The following is a 21,370-nucleotide window of genomic DNA, read 5'->3' on the forward strand; positions in this document are numbered from 1 at the left end:
GGGCGCTTCGCTCACCTCCACTTCCCGCCGACAAGGAAGCTCGCATGAATCAACCGCGCTACAAGATCGTGTTCGACGGTCAACTAATGCCCGAGGCATCGTTGGAAATGGTCAAGACAAACCTGGCCCGCCTGTTCAAGAGCGACCTTGCTCGTATCGACAGTCTGTTCAGCGGAGCGCCGGTGGCGCTCAAGCGTGATCTGGGCGAAGGCGAGGCGGAGCAGTACCTCAACGCGCTGCAAAAGGCGGGCGCCAAGGTGCGCAAGGAGCTGGATCAGGCCGCCAGCATGAGCCTGGTGCCGACCGAAGCCGAAACCGAGCAGGCTGTGGAGGCCGCTACCTCGGACATGACCTGCCCCAAATGCGGCCATGAGCAAGCCAAGGCGAGCGAGTGCTCTGCCTGCGGCATCATCATCGACAAATACCTCGCCCGCCAGGCACAGCTGGCCGAAGCCGCTCCTGCCCCAGCTCCCGTCGCAGCGACTGCATCGCCCTATGCGCCACCCCAGGCGAATGTCGCCGAGCAGTTGCCGCAGTACTCCGAGCTCAAGGTTCTCGGCGTCAGCGGCCGGATCGGCCGCGTGCGTTACCTGGGCTGGCTGATGGCGATGACGCTGTGCTTCATCCCGATCATGTTGATCGGTACCGGCATTGCCGCGATGTCCTCGACCCTGGCCATGTTGGCGCTGGGTATCGTCAGTATTGCTGCGGTCGTGATCGGCGTCTTCATCGGCGTGCAGCGTCTGCATGACATCGGTTGGTCCGGCTGGCTGCTGCTGGTCCACCTGATCCCGGTCGTCGGCAGCGTGTTCGCCCTGCTGATGCTGATCATCCCCGGCACTCAGGGCGTCAACCGCTACGGCCCGCCACCGCCCCCCAACAGCACCGCAGTCAAGGTACTGGCCTGGTTGTTCCTGCTGGTGCCAGTGACCGGTATCGTCGCCGCCATCGCCATTCCGCAGTACCAGGGTTATGTCGAGCGCGCTGCCGAGTTTCAGGAGCAGTAACCCTCGACCATGCGCAGTTATGCACTGATCACCGGAGCGTCCAGCGGCATTGGCCTGGCCTTGGCCGAGGCCCTGGCGCGCCGTGGGCGCAACCTGATTCTGGTGGCGCGACGGCGTGATGCGCTGGAAAGCATCGCCTGCGAGTTGGCCCAGCGCTTCGGCGTCGACGTGCTGTTTCGCCTCTGCGACCTGAGCGAGCCGCTGCAATTGTCCGGCCTGCTGCTGGAGCTGGAAGAAGGCCAGTGGCATGTCGATCTGCTGGTGAACAACGCCGGCCTTGGCTGCGCCGGTCCGTTCCTGGAGCAGGACTGGAGTCGCGAGCTGGAGCAGCTGGAAGTCAACGTGCTGGCACTGACCCGCTTGTGTCACGCACTCGGTCAGCGCATGGCCGAGCACGGCAGCGGGCAGATTCTCAACGTCGCCTCGGTCGCGGCCTTCCAGCCCGGCCCCTGGATGAGCAGCTACTACGCCAGCAAGGCCTATGTGCTGAACTTTTCCGAGGGTTTGCGCGAAGAGCTGAGAAGCCGCGGCGTGCGTGTGTCAGTACTCTGCCCCGGCCCGACCCGCAGCGCCTTTTTCCGTGCGGCGCAGATGGACGTCACGCGGATTGCCGGCAGCAAGCTGATGATGAGCGCCGAGGAAGTGGCGCTGATCACCGTTCGCGCACTGGAAAAGAATCGCGCCATCATCATTCCCGGCTGGCGCAACCGCCTGCTGGCCCTGAGTCCACGCCTCGCCCCGCGCTGGCTGGTACGCAAACTCAGTGGTCGCCTGACCCGCCCCTTCACCGGCGCCTGACCGGGTGCTCAGCCGGCATTGACCGTCCGCCCATCGGCCCACTCCCGCAACGCCGCCAAGCGCTCGGCCATTACCACCGACAGCGGCGCCGTGCTCTGCAGCGCACGCAGCAGCAAACCCTGATCGACCGCCTGCTGCTGCGCCTGACCTGCGTACAACGCGCTGACCACTGCCTGCTCGATCTCGGCGCCAGAGTAGCCCTCGCTGGCAGCAGCCAGTTGCGCAAGATCGAAGCCGCCTGGCTCCAGTTCACGGCGTTGCAGGTGGATACGGAAGATGTCGGCACGAACCTCGGCACTGGGCAGGTCGACGAAGAACAACTCGTCGAAGCGCCCCTTGCGTACCAGTTCCGGCGGCAGACGGTCGATGGCATTGGCCGTGGCCACCACAAACACCGGTGCCTTGCGCTCGGCCATCCAGGTCAGCAGGGTGCCGAGCACACGCTGGCTCACGCCTCCGTCGTGGTCGCCACTGGCCAACCCCTTCTCCACCTCGTCCATCCACAGCACACAGGGCGCCATCTGTTCGGCCAGACGTAGCGCCTCACGCAGATTACGCTCGGTCTCGCCAAAGAACTTGTTGTACAGGCAGGCGAAATCCAGACGCAGTAGCGGCAAGCCCCAGAGTCCGGCAACGGCCTTGGCCGCCAGGCTCTTGCCACCGCCCTGTACGCCGACCAGCATCACCCCTTTCGGCGCATCAAGGAGCTTGCCTTCGAGAAAGCCGGCCTGACGTTCGGCCAGCCAGCGTTTGAGGTTGACCAACCCGCCGACTTCGGCGAAGCGCGCGGTGTCGTATTCGAAGCTGAGCACGCCCTCCAGATCCAGCAGCTGGAACTTGGTCTTGTTCAGCTCCGGGATGTCTTCCTGGGTGATCGCGCCGTCATCGCAGATCACGTTGCGCGCCAGCGCGCGTGCCTCGGCATGACTGAGGCCGCGCAGGTTCTTCACCACCTGCTGCAAGGTGCGGTTGTCGGTGCGCACGCGTGCGCCGCGATTGCCTTCACTCCAACGCGTCGCCTCGTCACGCACGATGCTCAGCAGTTCGTCTTCCGACGGCAGCGCGAGACTGAAGCGTGCCGCGAAACGCTGCACTTCGGCAGGCAGCTTGAGCGCATGCGACACCAGCACCAGCGTCGGCTTGTGTGCGGCCTCGCTCATGGCGATTTCCTTGAGCAAGCGCACCAGCCTGGGGTTGTCATCGAGGAAGGGATGCAGGTCGCACATCACGTAGAGGTTCGGCTGCAGATCGGCCTTGATCATGCGCAGAGCCGCTTCGGGCTCGAGGGTCGCAGACTCGTCCACCGCTGCGCCGCCGAAACCCAGACGCTGCAGGCCCTCGGTCACCGACCAGGTGTGCAGGCCGAGACCGCGCTTGATCGCCAAACCTGTCAGGGTTTCCAGCACGCGCAGCTCGTCCCAGGACTCGATCACCACCAGCTTGACCTTGGAATCCAGCACCAGCCCAAGATCATGAATATCGTTCTTCAACACCGACTCCTTGTGAGATTTGGCCAGCCAGGCACGCAGGGTTACCATCCGCGGTTTCACAGCATCGAGAACTTACAGCATGGACCGCCTGAACACGCAGATCGTCGCCGGAGGCATCACCCCGTGCAAGTGCTGAAAGCGCGTCGTGTCACAGTATCCATGGCCATCGCAGCCGGCCTGCTGGTCAACCTGCCAGTCGTCGCCAGCGAAACCATCAGCGACCCGTTGCCCGGTGGCGCTCAGGGCCCCGAAATGGTGGTGATTCCGGCTGGCGAGTTCCGCATTGGCGATGCCAGCGGTCGTGGCAATGACAACGAGCGCCCGCAACGATCGACTGCGTTCGATCAAGCCTTCGCCATCGGTCGCTACGAAGTCACCTTCGCCGACTGGCAAAAGTACGCCGACGCCAACGGGCTGCCCATGCCTGACAACGAGGGCTGGGGCCTTTCGGCGCAGCGCCCGGTGATTCATGTGTCCTGGCGTGACGCTCACGCCTATGTCCAGTGGCTGTCACGCGAGACAGGCGCGCGTTATCGCCTGCCTACCGAAGCCGAATGGGAATATGCGGCACGCGGCGGCAGCCAGAGCTACTACTGGTGGGGTGACGAACTCGACAGCGATGAACAGGCACCCCGCGCTCATTGCCGCGGTTGCGCCAGCTCACGCCTGCTGCGCAACAAGACGGCGGCCGTCGGTCAGTTCCCAGCCAATGGCTTCGGCTTGCATGACACCGCGGGCAACGTCTGGGAATGGACAGCCTCGAACTTCACCCAGCGCTTCGACGGCAGCGAAACACAGAGCGCCGGCTTGCTCGACAACAGCCCGCGCGTGGTGCGCGGCGGCGCCTGGAACAGCGGCCCGGTCTACCTGCGCAGCAGCATGCGCGATCTCAAGCAGCCACATCATCGCGACTATGCCCTGGGCTTTCGCGTGCTGCGCGAGCTGCCTTGAGCGCGGACGACCTGGCGACTTTGCAGTAAACTAGCCCGGTTGTTACCTCTGGAGGTGCCCCATGGCCAGCGAACGTCAGTATTCCCCCGTCGACCGCCTGCTGCTGCAAGCCGATGCAGCGCTGCGCACACTGCTGCCATTCAGCGGTGCGCCGGGTCGCCCATCGCCTGCCATCGTACAGAACGAGACCGAGCTGAGCAGCGAGGAGTCGCGCCACGTCGCCGGCCTGATGCGCATCAATCACACCGGAGAAGTGTGCGCCCAGGCGCTCTATCAGGGCCAGGCGCTGACCGCCAAACTCCCGGAAGTGCGCAGCGCCATGGAGCATGCGGCTGATGAGGAAATCGACCACCTGGCCTGGTGCGAACAGCGCATTCGTGAGCTGGGCAGCCAGCCCAGTGTACTCAACCCGCTGTTCTACGGTATGTCCTTCGGCGTTGGCGCCGTTGCCGGACTGGTCAGTGATCGCGTCAGTCTGGGCTTCGTCGCCGCCACAGAAGATCAGGTGTGCAAGCATCTGGACGAGCACCTGGAGCAACTGCCCGAGCACGACACCAAGTCACGCGCCATCCTCGAACAGATGCGCATCGACGAACAGCAGCACGCCAACAGCGCCATCGCAGCCGGCGGTGTGCGCTTCCCGGCGCCAATCAAGTTCGGCATGACCTTGCTGTCGAAGGTCATGACCAAGAGCACCTACCGCATCTGAAACGAACGAGGGCGCCAATCGGCGCCCTCGTTACTTCCAGCAAACCTCAGCCCAGCTCGACGATTTCGTAATCGTGGCTGATATCCACACCGGCACGACCCAGCATGATCGAGGCCGAGCAGTACTTCTCCGCCGACAGCTCCACCGCCCGCTTCACCTGAGCCTCTTTCAGCCCGCGGCCCTTGACCACGAAGTGCAGGTGGATCTTGGTGAACACCTTGGGCTCCTCGTCTGCGCGCTCGGCGTCGAGGAACACCTCGCAGCTTTCTATCGGCTGGCGGCCCTTGCGCAGAATGCTGACCACATCGAAGTTGCTGCAGCCACCGAGGCCGATCAGCAGCATCTCCATCGGCCGAACACCGAGGTTACGACCACCCGCATCGGGCGGACCGTCCATCACCACGGCATGGCCACTACCGGACTCGCCGAGGAACAGAGCTTCACCGGCCCATTGCACACGCGCTTTCATCGATATTGGCTCCCAGAGTGGAAAAGTTCGGCAGATTAGCACAGGCAGGCTGCAATCCGATGTGCGCCGAATGCGCGAAAGTTCCACGCCGTAACGTTACCCAAGTCGCAAAAAACTCCTTGGTCATAGTATGTCTGTTAAGCTGGCGTCGGAATGCTGTCACACTTGGCCGGATAACAAATAAGAAATTGCCGTTGGACAAAGGCCTTCACTTTTCATATTCGGGACTCGGGCATGGTTGCTATTACCCTTACACCAAAGATCAAGAACCTCGACAAGCTTCTCGCACATTGTCATCGCCGTCGTTACACAGCCAAAAGCACCATCATCTACGCAGGTGATCGCTGCGAAACCCTGTTCTTCATCGTCAAGGGCTCGGTCACCATCCTGATCGAGGATGACGATGGCCGTGAAATGATCATCGCCTATCTCAACTCTGGCGACTTTTTCGGCGAGATGGGCCTGTTCGAAAAGGATGGCTCAGAGAAGGAACGCAGCGCCTGGGTTCGCGCCAAGACCGAATGCGAAGTAGCGGAAATCAGCTACGCCAAGTTCCGCGAACTGACCCAGCAAGACCCCGAAATCCTCTTCGCCCTCGGTAGCCAGATGGCCGAGCGCCTGCGCAATACCACGCGCAAGGTCGGCGACCTGGCCTTCCTCGATGTCACTGGCCGTGTTGCGCGCACCCTGCTTGACCTGTGCAAGCAGCCGGATGCGATGACCCATCCGGATGGCATGCAAATCAAGATCACCCGTCAGGAAATCGGCCGCATCGTCGGCTGCTCCCGCGAGATGGTCGGTCGGGTACTCAAGTCGCTGGAAGAACAGGGCCTGGTACACGTCAAAGGCAAGACCATGGTGGTCTTCGGCACGCGCTGAACCAGCCTCCATAAAAAAGCCGGCTTGATTGCCGGCTTTTTTATGCGTCTTACTCAGGATCGTTGCCGATGACAGCCGGCCGGCCGCGTTCGGGAAAGAACAAGCGCTGCAATTCGCTGCCCGGACTTTCCGCACGCATGAAGGCTTCACCGACCAGGAAGGCATAAACCTGGTTGATCTCCATAAGCTCGACATCGGCGCGATTGAGAATGCCGCTTTCGGTCACCACCAGACGATCACGCGGAATACGCGGCAGCAGGTCGAGGGTGGTTTCCAGGCTGACATCGAAGGTGTGCAGGTTGCGATTGTTGATACCCACCAGTGGCGTATCCAACGTCTTCAACGCACGCTCCAGTTCGTCGCCGTCATGCACCTCGACCAGCACGTCGAGACCGACGTCCTTGGCCACCGAGGCCAGCTCGGCCATGCGTACGTCATCCAGACAGGACACGATCAACAGCACGCAGTCGGCGCCCAGTGCACGCGCTTCGACGATCTGGTACGGATCGACCATGAAGTCCTTGCGGATCACCGGCAGCGCGCAGGCGGTGCGCGCCTGCTGCAGGTACTGATCGGCGCCCTGGAAGAAATCGATATCGGTCAACACCGACAGGCAGGTGGCGCCGCCCGCTTCGTAGCTACGGGCGATATCCGCCGGTACGAAGTCGGCGCGCAGCACGCCCTTGCTCGGCGAGGCCTTCTTGATCTCGGCGATCACGGCCGGTTGCTTGCGCGCCGCCTGCTCGAGCAGCGCGCGGGCGAAGCCACGCGGTGCGTCGGCACTGCGCGCAGCAGCCTCGATCTCGGCCAGGCTGACCTGAGCGCGACGTGCCGCGACTTCCTCGAACTTACGGGCGACGATCTTCTCCAGTACGGTTGGCACGCTCACCCTTCGTTCTCCTGTTTGAATACTGCGGTAAAGGACACCAGCTCTTCCAGCTTCTCGCGCGCCAGGCCGGTGTGCAGGGCGTCATGCGCCAGTTGCATACCTTCGCGCAGGCTGCTGGCATGGTCAGCAGCATAGAGCGCCGCGCCAGCGTTGAGCACAATCATGTCGGCGGCCTTCTGGCCATTGTCAGTCTTGCGCCGGCCGAGGGCATCGTGGATCAGCGCCAGCGACTGCTCGGCGTTGTCGACGGTCAGGCCGATCAGGCTCTGACTCTTGATGCCGAAATCCTCGGGCTGGATGCGGTACTCGCTGACCGCGCCATTCTTGAGTTCGGCAATGAAGGTTGGCGCGGCCAGGCTGATTTCGTCCAACCCATCCTGCGCGTGCACCACCAGTACGTGCTCGCTACCCAGGCGCTGCAGCACTTCGGCCATCGGCCGGCACAGCGCCTGGCTGAATACACCGATGACCTGATGCTTGGCACCTGCCGGGTTGGTCATCGGGCCAAGCATGTTGAAGAGGGTACGCAACGCCAGCTCGCGGCGCGGGCCGATGGCGTGCTTCATCGCCCCGTGATGAGACGGCGCGAACATGAAACCGACGCCCACGCTCTCGACACAGCGCGCCACTTGCTCGGGCTTGAGCCCCAGGTAGACGCCGGCGGCTTCGAGCAGATCGGCGCTGCCACTCTTGCCGGAGACCGCGCGGTTGCCGTGCTTGGCCACCTTGCCGCCGGCTGCCGCGACGACGAAGGCTGCCGCGGTGGAGACGTTGAAAATGTTCATGCCGTCGCCACCAGTGCCGCAGGTATCGACCAGCCGCTCGGCATCGATGACCACGGGCGCGGCCAGCTCACGCATGACGCTGGCGGCGCCGACGATCTCGTCGATGGTCTCGCTCTTCATGCGCATGCCCATAAGGAAGGCGCCGACCTGCGCGTCGGTGCACTGGCCGGTCATGATCTCGCGCATCACCGCCTGCATTTCCTCGGTGGTCAGATCGAGCTGGGCGACGATGCGGCCCAGAGCTTCCTTGATATTCATGCGCGCACGCCTCCGGTCTGCTTGAGGAAGTTGGCGAACAGTTCGTGACCCTGCTCGGTGAGGATGGATTCGGGATGGAACTGCACGCCCTCGATGTTCAGAGTCTTGTGGCGCAGGCCCATGATCTCGTCGACCGAGCCGTCTTCATGCTGGGTCCAGGCGGTGATTTCCAGGCAATCCGGCAGGGTTTCACGCTTGACCACCAGGGAATGATAGCGGGTCACGGTGAGCGGGTTGTTGAGGCCGGCGAACACGCCCTTGTCCTCATGGAATACCGGGCTGGTCTTGCCATGCATCACCTGGCGCGCACGCACCACATCACCGCCGTAGGCCTGGCCGATGCTCTGGTGGCCGAGACAAACACCCAGGATCGGCAGCTTGCCGGCGAAATGCAGGATGGACTCGATGGACACACCGGCCTCGGTAGGCGTGCAAGGGCCGGGCGAGACGACGATGCGCTCGGGCTGCAGAGCCTCGATCTCGGCGATGGTCAGTTCATCGTTGCGGATCACGTGCACGTCGGCACCCAGCTCGCCCAGGTACTGCACGACGTTGTAGGTGAAGGAGTCGTAGTTGTCGATCATCAAAAGCATGGTACGGCTCCTCTTATTCCTGGGCCTGGACGGCAGTCTGTTCGGCGAGCGCGACGGCACGGAACATGGCGCGGCGCTTGTTCAGGGTTTCTTCCCACTCCAGCGCGGGCACCGAGTCGGCAACGATGCCGGCGCCGGCCTGCACGTGCAGCTCAAAGTCCTTGATCACCGCAGTCCGAATCGCAATCGCGGTGTCCATGTTGCCGTTCCAGGCGTAGTAACCGACCGCACCGCCGTAGACGCCGCGCTTGACCGGCTCCAGCTCGTCGATAATTTCCATGGCGCGGATCTTCGGCGCACCGGACAGGGTGCCGGCTGGCAGGATGGCCCGGAGCGCGTCCATCGAAGTCAGGCCCTTCTTCAGCTCGCCAGTGACGTTGGAAACGATGTGCATGACGTTGGAATAACGCTCGATGACCATCTTCTCGGTGAGTTTCACCGAACCGATTTCCGAGACGCGCCCGGTGTCGTTGCGGCCCAGATCGATCAGCATCAGGTGCTCGGCGACTTCCTTGGCATCGGCCAGCAGGTCTTCTTCCAGCGCCAGATCGGCCTCTTCGGTGGCGCCACGCGGGCGGGTGCCGGCGATGGGCCGCACGGTGACCAGGTTGTCCTCGACACGCACCAGCACCTCGGGCGACGAACCCACCACATGGAAATCGCCGAAGTTGAAGAAGTACATGTAAGGCGTCGGATTGATGCAACGCAGCGCGCGGTACAGGTCGATGGGCGCCGCCTTGAACGGAATCGACATGCGCTGGGAAATCACCACCTGCATGCAGTCGCCCGCCAGGATGTAATCCTTGATGGCGCTGACCGAGCGTTCGTAATCCTCGCGACTGAAGCTGGAGCGGAACGCGGGCTCCTCGCCCGCAGGCTTGTTCAGATCCACCCCCAGACGCGGGGTGAACGGCTGACGCAGCTTGTGCAGGATTTCCTGCAGTTGCGCCTGGCCACGTTCGAAGGCCTGCGCCTCAGCCGGGTCGGCCAGCACGATGGCGTGCATCTTGCCCGCCAGGTTGTCGAACACCACCACGGCATCGGAGACATTGAGCAGGATGTCCGGCGTGCCCAGCACATCGGGGTTCACCCCGGCAGCCAGCTTGGGCTCCACGTATCGCACACTGTCGTAGGCGAAGTAGCCGACCAGCCCGCCATTGAAGCGCGGCAGCCCGGCGATGGTCGGCACCTTGTAGCGCGCCTTGAACTGCTCGACGAAGGCCAGCGGATCGGCGCACTCATGACGCTCGACCTCGACGCCGTCGGTGGTGATCACCACCTCATGACCGTGCACACGCAGCACGGTGCGCGCCGGCAGGCCGATGATCGAGTAGCGGCCCCACTTTTCGCCGCCCTGCACAGACTCCAGCAGGTAGGAATTGGGCGCATCGGCCAGTTTCAGGTAGATCGACAGCGGGGTATCGAAGTCAGCGATGGTTTCGCAGGCAAGCGGAATGCGGTTGTAGCCTTCAGCGGCTAAACGCAGGAATTCTTCATGGGTCATGATCAGCCTCATGGCTCGGGGTAAACGGTCGGGTGCAAACGGGCCGCGCGGCGGCGGCAGGACGAGATCAGGCGCGCCAGCGCCAACGGGCCAGAGCCTTGATCACTTTCATCCAGAGTTTGCAGCTAACCACCACGGTGCGATCTCGACAGGCGGGGAATGGGGAGAGCGGCCAAGGTAGCGCAGCCGCTCAGGCTAAGCAACCCGTAGGAGCCCGCTTGCGGGCGATCAACCGAATCATCGCCCGCAAGCGGGCTCCTACGCACAAATGCAATTACAGCAGCTCGGCCAGGCTATCGACCACCAGACTCGGCCGCTCCTCGGCAATCGGCCGGCCGTGATTGTAGCCGTAACTCACGGCGACGCAGGGCACCGCGGCAGCGCGCGCGGCCAGCACGTCGTTACGCGAGTCGCCGACGAACAACGATTGCGCCGCCTCGACCCCGGCCAGGCGCATCACCTGCAGCAGCGCAGCCGGGTCGGGTTTCTGCTGCGCCAGGGTATCGCCGCCGATGATCCAGCGGAAATAGCCGCCCAGGCCGACCTGCTCCAGCAACGGCGCGACGAAGCGCTCCGGTTTGTTGGTCACTACGGCGAGCTCGACGGCCGCCGTGCTCAGCGCTTCGAGCAACTCGTGCACGCCGGGATACAACGCGGTCAGGTGATGACAGTCGGCATAGATATCAAGAAAGCGCGCCAGCGCCTGCTCGGTTTCAGCCTCGCCCACAGCTGCATGATCCAGGCCGCCAGCCAGGGCGCGGCGCACCAGCACCCGCGCGCCGTTGCCGACCCAGTCACGCACCTTTTCAACGCCAGCCGGCGGGCGACCCAGCTCGATCAGCATGCGGTCGACCGCCTCGGCCAGATCCGGCACCGAGTCGATCAGGGTGCCGTCCAGGTCGAACATCACCAGGCGCGGCAGCTCACCGCCGCACAATGCGCGCAGCGGTTTCATCCACGCACCACGGCCAGCTCGGCGCGCATGGCGTCGATCACCGCCTTGTAGTCCGGCTGGTTGAAGATTGCCGAACCGGCGACGAAGGTGTCCGCACCCGCCTCGGCGATCTCGCGAATGTTCTGCACGTTGACGCCGCCGTCGATCTCCAGGCGGATCTCGCGGCCACTGGCATCGATCAGCGCACGGGCCTCACGCAGCTTGTCGAGGGTGCCGGGGATGAACTTCTGCCCGCCGAAACCGGGGTTGACGCTCATCAAGAGGATCATGTCGACCTTGTCCATCACGTACTTGAGCACGTCCAGCGGGGTGGCTGGGTTGAACACCAGGCCGGCCTTGGCGCCGCCAGCCTTGATCAGCTGCAGGGAACGGTCGATATGCTCGGAGGCTTCCGGGTGGAAAGTGATGTAGGAAGCGCCCGCCTCGATGAAGTCACCGATGATGCGATCCACCGGCTTGACCATCAGGTGCGCGTCGATCGGCGCAGTAATGCCGTACTTGCGCAGCGCCGAGCAGACCATCGGGCCGATGGTCAGGTTGGGCACGTAGTGGTTGTCCATGACATCGAAGTGGACGATGTCCGCCCCGGCGGCGAGTACGTTGTCCACTTCCTCACCCAGGCGGGCGAAGTCGGCGGAAAGGATCGACGGGGCGATGGCGAAGGGTTGCATGGCGCACCTCTGAGTGCTGGATCACGGTGACGCGCATTGTAACGGCTGTGGCGCCCTTGATCGACAAGCGCAGGAGACAGTGGGAGGCGCTTCAGCGGCGAGCTTCTGGCTTTTGTGCCAAGCCAATCGCGACTGAAGTCCCTCCCACCGTGAGCCGCCTGCCTCAGATACCGCCGAGGCAGAGGTACTTGATCTCCAGATACTCATCCAGGCCGTACTTGGAGCCTTCACGGCCCAGGCCAGAGGATTTCATGCCGCCGAATGGCGCGACCTCATTGGAAATCAGCCCGGTATTGATACCCACCATCCCGTACTCCAGCGCTTCGGCTACACGGAAGGTGCGGCCCAAGTCACGGGTATAGAAGTAGCCGGCCAGACCGAACTCGGTGTCGTTGGCCTGACGCACCACTTCGGCTTCGTCACTGAAACGGAACAGCGGTGCCAGGGGGCCGAAGGTCTCTTCGCGGGCCACGCGCATATCCGCGGTGACACCGGTGATGACCGTGGGTTCGAAGAAATGCCCGCCCAACGCGTGCGCCTTGCCGCCCTGCAGCACCTTGGCGCCCTTCTCCAGCGCATCGGCCAGATGAGCCTGCACCTTGGCCACAGCATTGCCGTCGATCAGCGGGCCAATGACGACGCCTGCTTCATCACCCGGCCCAACCCGCAGTTTGGCCACAGCTACAGCCAGTTTTTCGGCAAAGGCGTCGTAGACGGACTCATGCACATACAGGCGATTGGCGCAGACGCAAGTCTGCCCGGCGTTGCGGTACTTGGCGACCATCGCGCCCTCGACCGCAGCATCCAGATCGGCGTCCTCGAAGACGATGAACGGCGCATTGCCACCAAGCTCCAACGAGAGCTTCTTCAGCGTCGGCGCACATTGCTCCATCAATTTGATGCCGACGCCGGTGGAACCGGTGAACGACAGCTTGCGCACGATGGGGTTGGCGCATAGCTCGGCGCCGACTTCACGGGAACGCTCGGCATCGGCCGGCAGTACGCTGAACAGCCCGGCCGGGATGCCCGCGCGCTCGGCCAGCACCGCCAGCGCCAGCGCACTGAACGGTGTCTGTGGCGCCGGTTTGAGCACCATGGCGCAGCCAGCGGCCAACGCCGGGCCGGCCTTGCGGGTGATCATCGCCGCCGGGAAGTTCCAGGGCGTGATCGCTGCGGTCACGCCAATGGGCTCCTTGGTCACGATCAAGCGCTTATCCGGCTGATGGCCGGGAATGGTGTCGCCGTAGACGCGCTTGGCCTCCTCGGCGAACCACTCGATGAACGAAGCAGCGTAGAGCACCTCACCACGCGCTTCGGTCAGCGGCTTGCCCTGCTCGGCGGTCATGATCCGGGCCAGGTCTTCCTGGTTGGCCAGCATCAGTTCGTACCATTCGCGCAGTCGCGCCGCACGCTCCTTGGCCGTCAACGCACGCCAGGCGGGTTGGGCAGCCTGCGCCGCTTCGATGGCCTGACGGGCCTGCGCGCCGCCGATGTTCGGCACGACGCCCAGCAACTCGCCGTTGGCAGGGTTGAAGATTTCAGTCACATCGCCATTGCTGGCGTCGCACCATTGGCCATCGATATAGGCCTGATGGCGCAGCAGATCGGGATCGTTCAGTTGCATGATTTTCTCCTGCTGCCGAGGGAGGCGTTCGCCCCTCGGCTGAATTGGGGATTGCACAGGCCTCACTCGGCGGGCGGCAGATCCTTGGTGAAGGTCTGGTCGTTCTCGCCACGGAACATCCTTGCCCCATAGATCAGCGCGCACAGACCAACACCGATGGCGAAGGCCCAGCCGGCGCCCTTGATCGCCAGCACCGCACCGATCACCCCGGCGATACCCAGGTCACGCTGGCTGCGCGCCTCCATGATGCCCAGGCGCACGCTGACGTAGCCCTGGATCAGCAGAGTCAGCGCCAGCGCAACACCGAGGATCGGCTGCACCAGCGTCACCACCGGCAACAACAGCAGACCGGTATTGGTGCCCCAACGGAACGAGCCAACCCCGCCGTAGATCGATTTCATCGCCTTGGCGCCACCCTTGAAGCGCTCGGTGATTACCACCTGCATGGCGGACCACTGCGGGCCACACATGGCCACGTCCGGCCCGAAGATGCTCATGAAGGCATTGCGCCCACCAAAGATCAGGTGCGAGCGGTTAGGGTTGAAGTCGACCTTCTCGTCACGGCGCACATGGTCGGCCTCGCCGAGGATCGCCTTGGCGCCGAGCACGTCACCGAACACCACCAGATAGGCGGCGAACACGGTGGGGATGGCGGTGACGAACATCATCAGCGGCGGCATGCCAAGGCCGAATACGGTGTATTCGTTCCACAGGGTGACGAAGTCCGGCTGGCTGATACCCCACTCGATGCTGGGCCAGGGTGCCTCGCCGAAAATCGGCGCGACGATTACCGCCAGTAGAATGATCGGGAAGATGCCCAGCTTGGCGAAGTTCCACCAGAAGCGATTGCGCTTCTTCAGCTCCTGGAAATGGATGGAAAACACCAGGTAAAAGGCGATGCCGATGGCAATGGAAATGGTCCAGGGGAAGCTGTCGAAGCGACCGCCTTCCTTGAATACCGTCACCACCGCGCTAAGGCCGGCGCCCATGATGATGCCGGCCTTGAGCGCAGAGGGCACCAAGGACACCACCTTGCGTGCCATACCCGTCATGCCCAGGCCTATCGAGAACACCCCGAGCATCAACTGGAAGGCAATCAGCGCATGCACCCGCTCCGGGCCCTCCGGGAACTGGCTGCAGTAAGCCATCAACAGCGGAATCGCCGGGGTGATCCAGCCCGGAACCACCGGGTCGCCCAGCAGGTGGTGGGTCAGGTACAGCAGCCCGTTGAGCATGACCACCGCCAGCGCCACCTCGAAAGGCATGCCGAGGAATTCCGTCATCAACGGAATCGCCGCCAGATCCACCGCGCACATGAGCAGGCCCTGCATGTAGTCGGATATTTCGAAGCGGTAATGAATGAAAGGCAGACGCACCTTGAATGGCCCCACCGGCCAGTAGGGGGCTTCCACACCAAGGTCTTGTTGATGCAGTTCGGACATTTGAGTCACCCAGCTTTATTAGAGTTGTATTTCAGCCGGCCCCAGCACACTGGGGCCTGTCATCTTCGTTGCGGTAATCAGTAGGCAGCGCGGTAGATTTGTTCGATGTCGCCAGCCGTCAGGCGCCGCGGATTGTTGCGCATCAGGCGGTCGATCTTGCTCGCCTCCTCGGCCATGGCCGGGATGGCGTCTTCCGGTACACCGAAGCTGCGCATGCCCTTGGGAATGTCGACGCTGGCGCACAGCTCGGCCATGGCCTCGACGGCCAGGTCGGCGGCGGCCTTGTCGCCCAGGCCATGCGTTTGCACGCCAAGAGCAGCAGCGATCTCGGCCATGCGCTCGACGCAGGCCAGCTTGTTCCAGGCCATCACGTAGGGCAGCAGCAAGGCATTGCTGACGCCATGAGCGATGTTGAAACGACCGCCCAGCGGGTAGGCCAGCGCATGCACAGCGCCAACGCCGGCATTGCCGAAAGCCATGCCGGCCATCAGGCTGGCAGTGGCCATGTCTTCGCGAGCGACCAGATCCGCCGGGTTGGCATAGGCCTTGGGCAGCGCCTTGGCGATCAGCTTGATGGCGCCAATGGCCAGGGCATCGGTGATCGGCGAAGCGTTGACCGACAGATAGGACTCCACCGCGTGCACCAATGCATCGACGCCACTGGCAGCGGTCACGCCGCGCGGGCAGGTCAGGGTCATCAGCGGGCTGACCAGGGCCACGTCGGGCAGCAGGTAATCGCTGACGATGCCCTTCTTCAGCTGGGCCTGCTTGTCGGAGAGGATCGACACGTTGGTCACTTCCGAGCCGGTGCCGGCGGTGGTCGGGATGGCAATCAGCGGCGGCCCTTTGCGCTTGATCTGATCGACACCGAACAGCTCTTCCAGTGCACCGTCATGACCAACATAACCGGCCACGGCCTTGGCGATATCGATGGCGCTGCCGCCGCCGACGCCGATCAGACCATCGTGACCGCCGTCGCGATAGACCTTGGCGCAGGCTTCGACGATGGCGATCTCCGGCTCCGGCTCGACACCGTCATAGATGCCATAGCGGCGCTCGCCGAGCTGTTTGAGGACATGCTCGACCGTACCGGACTTGATCAGGATGGCGTCGGTGACGATCAGCGGGTTGGTGATATTCAGTCGAGGCAGTTCGAGCGCCAATTGCTCCACGGCACCCTGGCCGGTCAGCAGCTTGTTGGCGATCTTGAATGCGGCAGTGTTCATCAGCAGGCCCCTTATGCGTTGTTGTGCTGAGCGGGTTCGGGGCTTGCCATAGCCATTCCTGTGCCAGCTCGCCGAAAGCGGCGTGGTAGAAGGCTTGCGTCGATTTGTCACAGCGCGCTACGGGCTGCGCTTGATCAGAAAATCAATCAAAAGACCGTGATTCGATCCATTTTTCAATCAACCCTGTTCCCAGCGTTTCATCTTCTGCACCAGCGTCGCCTGGCTCAGACCAAGCACCTTGGCTGCCTCTCGGGTGGTCTTGTGCTGCATCAGCGCACGGCGGATGAGGCGCCGCTCAAGGTTCTCCACCTGCTTGCGCAATGGCAGCAGGTCGTCTTCGCCTGCGGCGCTGCGGGCGATGCGCATCTCCTCAGGCAGGTCGAACAGCTCGATGCGTTCGCCACTGCAGGTGACCACCAGGCGCTCGACCAGATTGATCAGCTCGCGGATATTGCCGGGCCAGGCGTAGTCGGTCAGTGCATCGAGCGCTTCGAGTTCCCAGCTCAGCGCTCGGCCATAACGCTGGTTGAATTCGGCCAGGTAAAAATCCAGCAGCGGCTGAATTTCCTCGGGGCGCTCGCGCAAGGCCGGAATGTGGATCGGCACGACGTTGAGCCGGTAGTAGAGGTCGGCGCGAAAACGCCCCTCGGCGACCATCGTACGCAGGTCGTGGTGGGTGGCGGTGATGATGCGCACGTCCACCTCCTTCAACTCCAGGCCACCGACCGGGATGAAGCGGCTCTCCTCGATCACCTTGAGCAGCTTGACCTGCAGCGGCAGTGGCAGATCACCGATCTCATCGAGGAAAACCGTGCCCTGGTGCGCCAGCTCCAGTAGACCGCGCTTGCCCTTGCTGCCTGCACCGGTGAACGCGCCCGGCACATAGCCGAACAACTCGGCTTCGATCAGGTTCTCCGGCAGCGCACCGCAGTTCAGCGCCAGGAACGGCTGCGCTGCGCGCGGGCTGCTCTTGTGGATGTACTGGGCGATCAGGGTCTTGCCAACGCCGGTCTCCCCCTGCAGCAGCACCTTCACGTCGCTGGCAGCGACCTGCCGCGCCTGCATGAAGACGCGCCCGGAAGCGGGCTGATCGGCGACTGGTGAGGCATCGAGCAGATCGTCACGCTGCCCGGCATGCAGCCTGGCCGTGCTGCTGCGTAACTGCTTCAGCTGCTGCAGCTCATCACGCTCATGCTTCATGCGCAACAGCTCGGTCATGTCGCGCACGGTGCTGACCACGTAACGCACGCGGCCATCGCTGGCGAAGATCGGCGTACCACTGACCAGCAGGCGTTTGCCCTGGCTGACGCTCTGCATCAGCGACAGCGCCTTGCCTTCCTTGAGCACACGCAAGGACACCGACTGCGAGATCACGCCCTGCTCTACCAGCGCCTGCATGTGCTGGCCGACGACGTCCTCGGCACGCAGCCCGGTCAGGCGCTCATAAGCACTGTTGACCTTGAGGGTGATGCCATCGGCGTCGGTGATGTAGACGCCATCGTGCAACGCGTCGATCAGCTCACGAAAACCGGGATCATCGAAGTCCATCTGGCCGCCTTGTTGGGACAGGAGAAACTGCACATTCTACGCCCGGAAACGAGCAAGGCCCCGCCGGTTTCCCAGCGAGGCCCTGAACATACAACTGCGGCGATCTATTCCGGCATCGAAGTGCGTAGCTTCTCGCTACGCCCACGCAGCCACTCCAGAGTCAGCAGCAGCAACACCGAGAAGCCGATCAGCAGGGTCGCCGCGGCAGCGATGGTTGGCGACAGGTTCTCGCGGATACCGCTGAACATCTGCCGCGGCAGGGTGGCCTGCTCGGGGCCAGCGAGGAACAGGGTCACCACCACTTCGTCGAACGAGGTGGCGAAGGCGAACAGTGCGCCGGAGATCACGCCCGGCGCGATCAGCGGCAGGGTCACCCGGCGAAACGCCGTCAGTGGCGAGGCGCCGAGACTGGCGGCGGCGCGCACCAGGTTGTGGTTGAAGCCCTGCAGGGTGGCCGACACGGTGATGATCACGAACGGCACGCCGAGCACGGCATGCACCAGGATCAGCGACAGGTAGCTGTTGCCCATGCCCAGCGGGGCGAAGAACAGATAGCTGGCCACACCGATGATCACCACCGGCACGATCATCGGCGAGATCAGCAGGCTCATCACCAGCGCCTTGCCGCGAAACTCGCCACGGGTCAGGCCGATGGCCGCCAGGGTGCCGAAGACCATGGCCAGCATGGTCGCGGCCGGGGCGATGATCAGGCTGTTCTTCAGCGAGCGCATCCAGTCGGCGGACATGAAGAAGTCCTCGTACCAGCGCAGCGAGAAGCCCTGCAGCGGATAGACCAGGAAGGTGCCGGAGTTGAACGACAGCGGCACGATCACCAGCACCGGCAGGATCAGAAACAGCAGCACCAGGCCGCAGAGAATGCGCAGGCCGTAGTACCAGAGACGCTCGACGGGTGACATGTAGGGGCTGAGCATGCGGTTTTACTCCAGTGAGCTTTTTAAGCTCCCCTCTACCGCTTGCGGGAGAGGGGTTGGGGGCGCCCGGCGTAGGGGAGAGGGATGGGCGCAACTAATAGCCGCCCTCTCCCGCCCTTCGGGCACCCTCTCCCATGAATGGGAGAGGGTCATCAGATGGCCTGCTGTGCAGACCGTTTTCAAGCAAGCCTCAGCTTGCTCGCACCAACCAGCCAGCTGTACACCACGTAAAGCACCAGGGTCGCGGCCAGCAGCAGGCCGCCAAGGGCCGTGGCCATGCCCCAGTTGATGGTGGTGTTGGTGTAGAAGGCGACGAAGTAGCTGATCATCTGGTCGTTCGGGCTGCCCAGCAGCGCCGGGGTGATGTAGTAGCCAATCGACAGGATGAACACCAGCAGGCAACCGGCGCCGACACCGGCCAGGGTCTGCGGGAAGTACACCCGCCAGAAACTGGCGAACGGGTGGCAACCCAGCGACACCGCCGCACGCATGTAGCTGGGCGAGATACCCTTCATCACGCTGTAGATCGGCAGGATCATGAACGGCAGCATGATGTGAACCATGGCCACGTACACGCCGCTACGGTTGAACACCAGTTGCAGCGGTTGCTCGATGATGCCCAGCGATATCAGCGCGCTGTTGATCAGCCCGCCCGACTGCAGCAACACGATCCAGGCCGCCACCCGCACCAGAATCGAGGTCCAGAACGGTAGCAGTACCAGAATCATCAGCAGGTTGCCCTGGCGCGTCGGCAGGTTGGCCAGCAGGTAAGCCAGTGGGTAAGCCAGCACCAGACAGATGGCGGTGATCACCAGACTCATCCAGAAGGTGCGGGCGAAGATGTCCAGATAAATGGCCTGGTCCGGTGTGGCCTTGGCCAGTTCGCCAAGGTCGTCGATGCGGTGATCGAGCGCGGCCAGCAAATAGTAGGGCGTCACCGACGAAGCATTGCGGCGTATCACCTGCCAGTAGGCGGGATCGCCCCAGCGCTCGTCCATGTCGAGAAAGGCTTCCTGGTAGGACGCTGGTTCCTCGCGCAGCGGCAACTTGCGAGCGGTACTGCTGACCAGGCTACGGAAGCCCGCCAGCTCCATGTTCAGGCGCTTGGACAGATCGCCCAGGCTCTGGTTGCGCCGCGCCTCGAGCATATCGTCGGCAATCGCCCGGTATACCGATTCATCCGGCAGACCACGGCCATCCCATCCGGCAATCGCCTCGACGGTACGCGACAGGCTGCCGACCACCTCAGGGTTGTCCACGCTGCGCATCAGCAGCGCGCCGATGGGCAGCAGGAAGGTCAGCAGGAGAAACAGCAACAGCGGCAGGATCAGCGCCTTGGATTTCAGGCGATTGAAACGCTCGGCACGAGCCAGACGCTGCTTCAGGCTCGGCCCAGGCAAATCGTTGGCAGGCAGTACGGCGGCCATGGACAACTCCGCAAGCTAAGGCCGCTCCAGGCGGCAGAAATTCGGGGATACGACAAACATCATTTGGGCAGCTCCGCCCCCTCATCCGGCGCTAAGCGCCACCTTCTCCCGCAGGAGAAGGGGACGAGGAAGGCGTCGCTGCGCGACACCTTGCTTAACGGGCGGCCCAGGCGTTGAAACGCTGCTCCAGCTGCTCGCCATAGTCAGCCCAGAAGGTCACGTCGATGGCCACCTGGTTGGCGATGTTTTCCGGGGTGGTCGGCATCAGGTTCAAACGCTCCGGCGCCAGCAACTCGATGGCCTGCTTGTTGGCCGGACCGTAGGCGATGTTTTCCGAGTAAGTCTTCTGCGCCTCCGGCTTGACCGAATAGGCGATGAATTCCTTGGCCAGCTCCACGTTCTTGGCGCCACGCGGGATGGCCCAGGAGTCGAAGTCGTAGATGCCACCGTTCCACACCACTTGCAGGTTGCTCTCGGCTTGCACGGCCGCGATACGACCGTTGTAGGCCGAGCTCATCACCACGTCGCCGGAGGCCAGGTACTGCGGCGGCTGGGCACCGGCTTCCCACCACTGGATATTGGGTTTCAGTTCGTCGAGCTTCTTGAACGCTCGATCCTGGCCTTCCTTGGTGGCCAGCACCTTGTATACGTCCTTGACCGGCACGCCGTCGGCCATCAGGGCGAACTCCAGGGTGTACTTGGCGCCCTTGCGCAGGCCACGCTTGCCCGGGAATTTCTCGACGTCCCAGAAGTCGGCCCAACTGGTCGGTGCAGCGCTCAATTTGTCGGCGTTGTAGGCCAGCACCGTGGACCAGACGAAGAAGCCGACGCCGCACGGCTGGATTGCGCCGTCGATGAAGTTAGCCTCATCGCCGAACTGCGCCGGGTCGAGTTCCTCGAACAGACCTTCGTCGCAACCGCGGGCCAGCTCCGGAGACTCCACCTCCACCAGGTCCCAGCTCACGCTGCGGGTGTCGACCATGGCTTTGACCTTGGCCATCTCACCGTTGTATTCGCCGCCCAGCACCTTGTTGCCAGTGTCCTTCTCGAAGGGTTCATAGAACGCCTTGACCTGCGCCGCCTTGTTCGCGCCGCCGAAGGAAACCGCCGTCAGATCCACCGCCAGTGCCGGCATGGCGCAGCTAACGCCCAGGGCCAACGCCGCGAGCTTCAGGGATTTCGTCATTCTTATCAGCTCCTCTGTGTTTCGGGG

General features: G+C 63.3%; 20 protein-coding genes. 5 read left to right on the plus strand and 15 right to left on the minus strand.

The annotated features are described in order from the left end of the window. The first annotated feature begins 44 nt into the window (after positions 1-44). Positions 45-1,007 carry a DUF805 domain-containing protein gene (locus GV002_RS19410; protein ID WP_160019902.1) on the plus strand — a complete coding sequence of 321 codons (963 nt, stop codon included), beginning with the start codon at positions 45-47 and terminating at the stop codon, positions 1,005-1,007. 9 nt (positions 1,008-1,016) lie between these two features. Then, positions 1,017-1,805 carry an SDR family NAD(P)-dependent oxidoreductase gene (locus GV002_RS19415; protein WP_160019903.1) on the plus strand — a complete coding sequence of 263 codons (789 nt, stop codon included), beginning with the start codon at positions 1,017-1,019 and terminating at the stop codon, positions 1,803-1,805. Between the two features lie 8 nt (positions 1,806-1,813). On the opposite strand, the gene GV002_RS19420 is transcribed toward GV002_RS19415, so the two are convergent. Then, positions 1,814-3,295 (minus strand): AAA family ATPase, encoded by a 1,482-nt coding sequence (locus GV002_RS19420; RefSeq protein ID WP_160020208.1) that lies wholly within the window; start codon positions 3,293-3,295, stop codon positions 1,814-1,816. 123 nt (positions 3,296-3,418) lie between these two features. Here GV002_RS19420 and GV002_RS19425 point away from each other — a divergent pair, with 123 nt between their 5' ends. Both GV002_RS19425 and coq7 read left to right on the plus strand, forming a co-directional pair. Continuing rightward, positions 3,419-4,246, plus strand: a complete 828-nt coding sequence (locus GV002_RS19425) for a formylglycine-generating enzyme family protein (protein ID WP_160019904.1) — start codon at positions 3,419-3,421, stop codon at positions 4,244-4,246. A gap of 61 nt (positions 4,247-4,307) precedes the next feature. Next, entirely contained in the window at positions 4,308-4,955 is a 648-nt protein-coding gene (coq7, locus tag GV002_RS19430) for a 2-polyprenyl-3-methyl-6-methoxy-1,4-benzoquinone monooxygenase (RefSeq protein WP_160019905.1), read from the plus strand. A gap of 46 nt (positions 4,956-5,001) precedes the next feature. Here the strand turns inward: coq7 and GV002_RS19435 are convergent, their stop codons facing one another. After that, a complete protein-coding gene (locus GV002_RS19435; protein WP_160019906.1) occupies positions 5,002-5,424 on the minus strand; it encodes an OsmC family protein in 423 nt (140 codons plus the stop codon). Between the two features lie 234 nt (positions 5,425-5,658). Here GV002_RS19435 and crp point away from each other — a divergent pair, with 234 nt between their 5' ends. Continuing rightward, the gene (crp, locus tag GV002_RS19440) at positions 5,659-6,303 is read left to right on the plus strand and encodes a cAMP-activated global transcriptional regulator CRP (RefSeq protein WP_017675648.1); all 645 of its coding nucleotides are present in this window, start codon (positions 5,659-5,661) and stop codon (positions 6,301-6,303) included. A 49-nt stretch (positions 6,304-6,352) separates the two neighbouring features. On the opposite strand, the gene trpC is transcribed toward crp, so the two are convergent. The 13 genes from trpC to GV002_RS19505 all read right to left on the minus strand — a co-directional run bounded on the left by trpC (position 6,353) and on the right by GV002_RS19505 (position 21,343). Next, positions 6,353-7,192, minus strand: a complete 840-nt coding sequence (trpC, locus tag GV002_RS19445) for an indole-3-glycerol phosphate synthase TrpC (protein ID WP_160019907.1) — start codon at positions 7,190-7,192, stop codon at positions 6,353-6,355. Continuing rightward, on the minus strand, positions 7,189-8,235 hold the full coding sequence (trpD, locus tag GV002_RS19450; RefSeq protein ID WP_160019908.1) for an anthranilate phosphoribosyltransferase: 1,047 nt from the start codon (positions 8,233-8,235) through the stop codon (positions 7,189-7,191). Before trpD ends, trpC begins: the two co-directional genes overlap by 4 nt. Next, positions 8,232-8,828, minus strand: coding sequence for an aminodeoxychorismate/anthranilate synthase component II (locus tag GV002_RS19455; protein ID WP_021488787.1), 597 nt, complete (start codon positions 8,826-8,828; stop codon positions 8,232-8,234). Before GV002_RS19455 ends, trpD begins: the two co-directional genes overlap by 4 nt. 13 nt (positions 8,829-8,841) lie before the next feature. Continuing rightward, positions 8,842-10,332, minus strand: coding sequence for an anthranilate synthase component I (gene trpE, locus GV002_RS19460; RefSeq protein WP_160019909.1), 1,491 nt, complete (start codon positions 10,330-10,332; stop codon positions 8,842-8,844). A gap of 274 nt (positions 10,333-10,606) precedes the next feature. Continuing rightward, a complete protein-coding gene (locus GV002_RS19465; protein ID WP_160019910.1) occupies positions 10,607-11,287 on the minus strand; it encodes a phosphoglycolate phosphatase in 681 nt (226 codons plus the stop codon). Continuing rightward, positions 11,284-11,958, minus strand: coding sequence for a ribulose-phosphate 3-epimerase (gene rpe / locus GV002_RS19470; RefSeq protein WP_160019911.1), 675 nt, complete (start codon positions 11,956-11,958; stop codon positions 11,284-11,286). Before rpe ends, GV002_RS19465 begins: the two co-directional genes overlap by 4 nt. A gap of 163 nt (positions 11,959-12,121) precedes the next feature. Then, positions 12,122-13,582, minus strand: a complete 1,461-nt coding sequence (gene gabD / locus GV002_RS19475) for an NADP-dependent succinate-semialdehyde dehydrogenase (RefSeq protein WP_160019912.1) — start codon at positions 13,580-13,582, stop codon at positions 12,122-12,124. A 62-nt stretch (positions 13,583-13,644) separates the two neighbouring features. Next, positions 13,645-15,024 carry a membrane protein gene (locus tag GV002_RS19480; protein WP_017675656.1) on the minus strand — a complete coding sequence of 460 codons (1,380 nt, stop codon included), beginning with the start codon at positions 15,022-15,024 and terminating at the stop codon, positions 13,645-13,647. A gap of 77 nt (positions 15,025-15,101) precedes the next feature. Next, the gene (locus GV002_RS19485; RefSeq protein ID WP_160019913.1) at positions 15,102-16,250 is read right to left on the minus strand and encodes an iron-containing alcohol dehydrogenase; all 1,149 of its coding nucleotides are present in this window, start codon (positions 16,248-16,250) and stop codon (positions 15,102-15,104) included. Positions 16,251-16,427: 177 nt separating this feature from the next. Then, positions 16,428-17,798 carry a sigma-54 interaction domain-containing protein gene (locus GV002_RS19490; protein WP_160019914.1) on the minus strand — a complete coding sequence of 457 codons (1,371 nt, stop codon included), beginning with the start codon at positions 17,796-17,798 and terminating at the stop codon, positions 16,428-16,430. Between the two features lie 104 nt (positions 17,799-17,902). Continuing rightward, positions 17,903-18,730 carry an ABC transporter permease gene (locus GV002_RS19495; protein ID WP_160019915.1) on the minus strand — a complete coding sequence of 276 codons (828 nt, stop codon included), beginning with the start codon at positions 18,728-18,730 and terminating at the stop codon, positions 17,903-17,905. Positions 18,731-18,909: 179 nt separating this feature from the next. Then, entirely contained in the window at positions 18,910-20,157 is a 1,248-nt protein-coding gene (locus GV002_RS19500; protein WP_160019916.1) for an ABC transporter permease, read from the minus strand. Between the two features lie 154 nt (positions 20,158-20,311). Beyond that, the gene (locus GV002_RS19505; RefSeq protein WP_160019917.1) at positions 20,312-21,343 is read right to left on the minus strand and encodes an ABC transporter substrate-binding protein; all 1,032 of its coding nucleotides are present in this window, start codon (positions 21,341-21,343) and stop codon (positions 20,312-20,314) included. Positions 21,344-21,370 lie beyond the last annotated feature (27 nt).

This window comes from Pseudomonas sp. 8O (assembly GCF_902506495.1).
In the GTDB taxonomy this organism is placed as follows: domain Bacteria; phylum Pseudomonadota; class Gammaproteobacteria; order Pseudomonadales; family Pseudomonadaceae; genus Aquipseudomonas; species Aquipseudomonas chaetocerotis.

Bases quoted from the DNA above. Each gene is read 5' to 3' on its own strand.
- trpE (WP_160019909.1), bottom strand. From the start codon at position 10,332: ATGACCCATGAAGAATTCCTGCGTTTAGCCGCTGAAGGCTACAACCGC.
- GV002_RS19465 (WP_160019910.1), bottom strand. From the start codon at position 11,287: ATGAAACCGCTGCGCGCATTGTGCGGCGGTGAGCTGCCGCGCCTGGTG.
- GV002_RS19490 (WP_160019914.1), bottom strand. From the start codon at position 17,798: ATGGACTTCGATGATCCCGGTTTTCGTGAGCTGATCGACGCGTTGCAC.
- trpD (WP_160019908.1), bottom strand. From the start codon at position 8,235: ATGAATATCAAGGAAGCTCTGGGCCGCATCGTCGCCCAGCTCGATCTG.
- GV002_RS19505 (WP_160019917.1), bottom strand. From the start codon at position 21,343: ATGACGAAATCCCTGAAGCTCGCGGCGTTGGCCCTGGGCGTTAGCTGC.
- GV002_RS19480 (WP_017675656.1), bottom strand. From the start codon at position 15,024: ATGTCCGAACTGCATCAACAAGACCTTGGTGTGGAAGCCCCCTACTGG.
- crp (WP_017675648.1), top strand. From the start codon at position 5,659: ATGGTTGCTATTACCCTTACACCAAAGATCAAGAACCTCGACAAGCTT.
- GV002_RS19415 (WP_160019903.1), top strand. From the start codon at position 1,017: ATGCGCAGTTATGCACTGATCACCGGAGCGTCCAGCGGCATTGGCCTG.
- coq7 (WP_160019905.1), top strand. From the start codon at position 4,308: ATGGCCAGCGAACGTCAGTATTCCCCCGTCGACCGCCTGCTGCTGCAA.
- GV002_RS19500 (WP_160019916.1), bottom strand. From the start codon at position 20,157: ATGGCCGCCGTACTGCCTGCCAACGATTTGCCTGGGCCGAGCCTGAAG.
- gabD (WP_160019912.1), bottom strand. From the start codon at position 13,582: ATGCAACTGAACGATCCCGATCTGCTGCGCCATCAGGCCTATATCGAT.
- GV002_RS19485 (WP_160019913.1), bottom strand. From the start codon at position 16,250: ATGAACACTGCCGCATTCAAGATCGCCAACAAGCTGCTGACCGGCCAG.
- GV002_RS19455 (WP_021488787.1), bottom strand. From the start codon at position 8,828: ATGCTTTTGATGATCGACAACTACGACTCCTTCACCTACAACGTCGTG.
- rpe (WP_160019911.1), bottom strand. From the start codon at position 11,958: ATGCAACCCTTCGCCATCGCCCCGTCGATCCTTTCCGCCGACTTCGCC.
- GV002_RS19410 (WP_160019902.1), top strand. From the start codon at position 45: ATGAATCAACCGCGCTACAAGATCGTGTTCGACGGTCAACTAATGCCC.
- GV002_RS19495 (WP_160019915.1), bottom strand. From the start codon at position 18,730: ATGCTCAGCCCCTACATGTCACCCGTCGAGCGTCTCTGGTACTACGGC.
- GV002_RS19435 (WP_160019906.1), bottom strand. From the start codon at position 5,424: ATGAAAGCGCGTGTGCAATGGGCCGGTGAAGCTCTGTTCCTCGGCGAG.